The sequence below is a fragment of the Acinetobacter sp. genome, from assembly GCF_045628685.1.
GTDB lineage: Bacteria > Pseudomonadota > Gammaproteobacteria > Pseudomonadales > Moraxellaceae > Acinetobacter.
Window position 1 is genome coordinate 1 of sequence record NZ_JAZQPV010000032.1, and the last position, 5,145, is coordinate 5,145.

The 5,145-nt window shown below is 42.2% G+C and carries 3 protein-coding genes and 1 pseudogene; all 4 read left to right on the plus strand.

What is annotated here, in order from left to right:
- Positions 1-160: 160 nt before the first annotated feature.
- Positions 161-2,263: an acetate--CoA ligase family protein gene (locus ACKI4H_RS04375; RefSeq protein WP_407304089.1), complete on the plus strand. Its 2,103-nt coding sequence runs from the start codon at positions 161-163 to the stop codon at positions 2,261-2,263.
- Positions 2,264-2,266: 3 nt separating this feature from the next.
- Complete coding sequence (locus tag ACKI4H_RS04380) at positions 2,267-4,315, plus strand: 3-hydroxyacyl-CoA dehydrogenase NAD-binding domain-containing protein (protein WP_407304090.1); 2,049 nt, start codon at positions 2,267-2,269, stop codon at positions 4,313-4,315.
- 161 nt (positions 4,316-4,476) lie between these two features.
- Positions 4,477-4,956 (plus strand): acyl-CoA thioesterase, encoded by a 480-nt coding sequence (locus ACKI4H_RS04385; protein WP_407304092.1) that lies wholly within the window; start codon positions 4,477-4,479, stop codon positions 4,954-4,956.
- Between the two features lie 39 nt (positions 4,957-4,995).
- Positions 4,996-5,145 (plus strand): annotated as a pseudogene (locus ACKI4H_RS04390) (acetyl-CoA acetyltransferase); the annotation flags it as partial.

A 5,145-nucleotide genomic window follows, 5' to 3' on the forward strand; every position in this document is an offset into this window, starting at 1 on the left:
TTATTCAACAGAATCACTGGTGGAATACTGCGTAAAACGTACCCGTGGCTGGATGATTGCAGGGGGTTCAATTGAAGTCTTGAAAAACCGGATTGCAGAGGATGTATTTGGACGTCGTTTTAACCAACGTGCAAAGTAAAATATAAAAGGACTTAGAGAAATGAATTCAATGCTAAAAGAAAGTAAAACCTTATCAAATGCACTACTCAAGCCTAAATCAGTGGCATTGGTGGGTATTTCAGATGACATCAGCAAGACGGCTGGACGTCCTTTACATTTCTTGAGAAATGCAGGCTATAAGGGCACAATTTATTGTATTAATCCACGTCGTGAAACGGTGCAAGGTGAAAAAGCCTATCCATCTCTTTCAGATTTGCCTGAAGTTCCAGATCACGTTTATGTGTTGACCAATGCAGACTTGGCACTACAAGCTGTAGAAGAATGCGGAAAATTAGGCGTGCCAGTGGTTACTTTAATTGCCAGCGGTTTCAGTGAATCTGGGCATGAAGGAATTGAGCGTGAAGATAAGTTACGTGAACTCAAAGCAAAATATCAAACGCGTATTTTAGGACCATCAAGTTTAGGCATCGTTAATTTATATGAAGACCTGTTTTTAACAGCCAATGCAGCCTTTGCAGAACCAGGTCTACCCAAAGGCAATATTTTCTGTGCTTCACATAGCGGCAGTATGATTGGTTCTTTAACCTCACGCGGTCGTAACCACCATACCGGTTTTTATGGCCTGGTCTCAGTGGGTGGTGAAGTTGATTTAAGTGTCGGTGAAATCTGTTTAGCAACACTGGATAATCCAGATATTCACGGCTATATGTTGTTCCTTGAGTCGATGCGTCATGCAGATAAACTGCGTGAATTTGCAGTAAAAGCGGCCGAATTGAACCGTCCGGTAGTGGTATTTAAATTGGGTCGTTCGCAGGTTGCGGCTGATCTCGCTGTATCTCATACAGGTTCTATGGCGGGTGAAGATGCAGTTGCAGAAGCATTCTTTAAAGATTGCGGAATTGCGCGTGTTGAAACTTTGGATGGTTTCTTAAATGCGATTCCATTGTTAAGTAAAGTCGCGCCACAAGCTGCCAATCAGAAGAAAATTAATGTGGGTGTACTTACGACGACGGGTGGGGGTGCCGCAATGGTGGTCGATCAGCTCGGTATTCGCAATGTTTCTGTGGCATCACCATCGGAAGACACCATTGCCAAATTAAATGCCCGTGGCGTAGATGTGCATGCAGGTGGAATCATCGACTTAACTTTGGCTGGAACCAAGTATGAAGTAATGAAAGCGGCTTTAGAAGTGCTTGAAGATGCACCTGAATTTGATCTGGTACTCGTTGCTTCTGGTTCTTCAGCACGTTATCACCCAGATCTGGCAGTAAAGCCTATTGTTGACAGCATTGCGACTTATAAAAAACCTTTGGTCAGCTTCCTTGTTCCTGATGCACCAGAAGCATTGAAACAATTAAAACAGGCGGGTGTGCCTGCGTTCCAGTCTCCGGAAGCCTGTGCAGATGTGATTAATGCAGCTTTCGCACGACGCAAGCCAATGCCGATTCCCACGAAATTCATCCAAAAAGATTTGCCTACCACGGTGACTTTAGATGAAGACTGTGCTTATAAATTGCTTCAACCTCTTGGCATTCAAAATGCACCTTATCAAGTCGTTTCAATTCATGATTCAGTTGAAAGTTTGACGATCGAATATCCTGTTGTGGTGAAAGTCCTGCATGACCAAATTAGCCATAAAACCGAAGTCGGGGGGGTTATTCTGAGTGTTAAAACTGCGACAGAATTAAAAGATGCGATTGCACAGATTAAGCAAAACGTCGAACAGCATTGTCCGGATCTGACTGTAGAAAAAGTACTGGTTCAATCCATGGTAAAAGGTTTGGGCGAAGTTTTGGTTGGCTTTAAACGCGATAAAGATATCGGCCCAATTGTCATGCTTGCAGCAGGAGGGATTTTAACTGAACTGTATAAAGACAGTGCAATGCGTTTAGCCCCAGTTACGCTGGAATCTGCTTATGAAATGATTGCAGAAGTGAAAGGCTTAAAAGCACTGGATGGCTTCCGTGGTAAACCGAAAGGCGACTTGAAAGCAGTTGCAGAAACCGTGGTTGCATTCTCTCAACTGGCATTGTCAGAAGAATATTACATCGAAGAAGCTGAAATGAATCCACTGATCGTAAATTTACAAGGTCAAGGCGTGACAGCCGTGGATGCACTCGTACACATCGCGAAAGAGGGCTAAGTCATGACTGAAACGATTCATTTCGAAATCGAGGGTTCAATCGCATTAATTGTTATTGATAACCCGCCTGTAAACACGGGTTCATGGTCCGTCCGTAAAGGTTTGCTCGATGCAATCGAAAAATTTGCACAGGATGACACTCTAACTGCGGCAGTGATTATTGGCAAAGACAAAAACTTTATCTCAGGTTCTGACTTAAAAGAATTTGGTAAACCCATTACGCCACCAGAATTACCTCAGGTGATTGAAGCCATTGAAAAATGTCCTAAACCTGTGATTGCCGCGATTAGTGGGGCAACCTTAGGGGGTGGTTATGAGCTTGCTTTGGGATGTGATGCACGTTTAGCTGCACAGAATACATTGGTCGGCTTACCTGAAGTGACTTTAGGTATGTTACCTGGCGCTGGGGGTACACAGCGTTTACCACGCTTAATTGGTCTGGGTCCTAGTATTCAAGTGATTTGTAGCGGTCAGCGTCTTAAAGCACCCGAAGCGCTAAAACTGGGAATGGTCGATGCGATTGCAGAAGGTGATTTACGTCCATTTGCAATTGAATACGCGAAGACAGCATTCAAGAATCCCTTATCTAAAAAGTCAGTTGCCAAAGATGAGTCTGCAGAACTTGATGTGATCGTGAAGAAAGCATTAAAAGCAGGTAAGCATCGTCCTCAGGTTCAGGAATCGATTCGGTTAATTAAATCCACCGCTGAAGTTGACTTTGCTACTGCATTGGCTGAAGAGCGTAAGGTATTCCAGAAATTACGTGTAGGTGAAGAAGCATTTGCGTTAAGACATTTGTTTTTTGCAGAAACCAATGCCAAAAAAGTGATTAATTTGAAGCAAGCGACTACAAAAGCAATTCAGAATGTCGTAATTGTAGGTGCAGGAACCATGGGCACAGGCATTGCGATTGCAGCCTTAAAAGCGGGTTTCAATGTAACTGTTTATGACCAGTCTAAATCGATTCTGGTTCAATGTAAGTCAAAAATTGATGCCCTCTATGAAAAAGATATCGCAGCGGGTCGCATAAAGTCAGAAGATCGTGATATGCAATTGGCTCATTTAGAACTTGCAGATCATGAATCTGCATTTGAAAATTCCGATCTTATTATTGAAGCAATTTTTGAAAATTTAGCGGTAAAACAAAATTTAATAAAGCAGATTGAAAGCATTAGCCGTCCAAACACGATTATTGCCAGCAATACCTCTTATATCGATCTGGATGAAATTGCAGAAGTCAGTATCCGTCCAGAAAACGTTGTCGGAATTCATTTCTTTAATCCTGCCAATATCATGCGCTTGGTTGAGGTCATTCATGGCAATAATACTTCGCAAGAGGTGATTGCAACAGCATTCAGTTTTGTTCAAAAGTTAGGAAAGTTACCGATTATCTGCAAGAACGCTTTCGGTTTTATTGGTAATCGTATTTATGCAGCCTATCGCTATCAATGTGAACTAATGCTGGAAGAAGGTGCATTACCTCACCAAATTGACCAAGCGATTGAAAGTTTTGGTTTCAACATGGGGCCATTTGCAGTTGGTGATTTGTCTGGTCTGGATATTGCGTGGAATATGCGCAAAGCCAATGCTGCTCAACGAAATCCTGAAGCACGTTATGTCGAAATTCCAGATCGACTCTGTGAAGTACAACGATTCGGGCGTAAAACAGGTGCCGGATATTATAATTATGCAAATGGAATCGCTGAAGTCGATCCAATGGTGACTGATATTATTTTAAAAGCATCAGAAGCAAAAGGAATTGAACGTAAAGAATTCAGCCCTGAACAAATCATTGAGCGCGTATTACTCACCATGGCAAATGAAGCAGCACTTTTACTTGCTGAAGGTGTGACTTTACGCATGAATGATATCGACTTGGTTATGATTAATGGCTTTGGTTTCCCAAAATGGGAAGGCGGTCCGGCATATTGGGCGGCAAAGCAAGAAACTTTAGCATTACAACAAAAGTTACATGAACTGGCCAAAGTTACAGGTACTGGTTTTAATCAGGGTGACCTGACGATCTTTAAATATTTGACCAAAAGTGCTTGATTTTTAAATTTGAAAAATAAAAAAGCCCTGATTGAATCCGGGCTTTTTTTTATTGCTCACTGTTTATTTACAAGATAGTCATGGGGCTGTGATTTTTGTGAATCTTGAGCACAAATTCCGCAGATTATAATGCTGAAACAAACAGTTATTTTGTAAAGACAATGACGAGTTTAAATGCATTTAAAGCCATAGAAGATGAGCAAACCAGCCTCATCATGAGTGTACTGATGACACCGGATATGGCCAATTTTTCTGGCAATGTTCATGGTGGAACGATTCTAAAATTACTGGACCAGGTTGCATATGCATGTGCCAGTCGTTACTCCGGTCGTTATGTAGTCACGCTATCAGTCGATCAAGTTTTGTTTAAAGAGCCAGTCAAAGTCGGGGAAATGGTGAGTTTCCTGGCCAGTGTCAACTATGTCGGCACAACGTCAATGGAAATTGGTATTCGGGTAGAAGCACAAAATATCCGTAACAAACAAGTTCGCCATACCAATAGCTGTTATTTCACCATGATTGCGGTAGATGATCAGGGCAAACCTATGCCTATTCAGCCACTCAATTTAGATTCAGAGCTCAAACAATGCCGTTTTGATGCTGCGTTAAAACGTAAGCAAATACGACTTCAAAATGCTTAATCCTATTTCTGTAGAATCATGTTTTTAAAGGGAATTATGATGAAAAACGCCTATATTATCGATGCCATCCGCACCCCATTTGGCCGTTATGCCGGTGGTCTTGCCCCAGTTCGTACGGATGATTTGGGTGCGCTTCCAATTAAAGCCTTGATGCAGCGCAATCCATCGGTGGACTGGGAACAGGTCGAT

Coding starts and splice junctions, on each gene's coding strand:
- ACKI4H_RS04375 (WP_407304089.1), top strand. CDS start 161: ATGAATTCAATGCTAAAAGAAAGTAAAACCTTATCAAATGCACTACTC.
- ACKI4H_RS04380 (WP_407304090.1), top strand. CDS start 2,267: ATGACTGAAACGATTCATTTCGAAATCGAGGGTTCAATCGCATTAATT.
- ACKI4H_RS04385 (WP_407304092.1), top strand. CDS start 4,477: ATGACGAGTTTAAATGCATTTAAAGCCATAGAAGATGAGCAAACCAGC.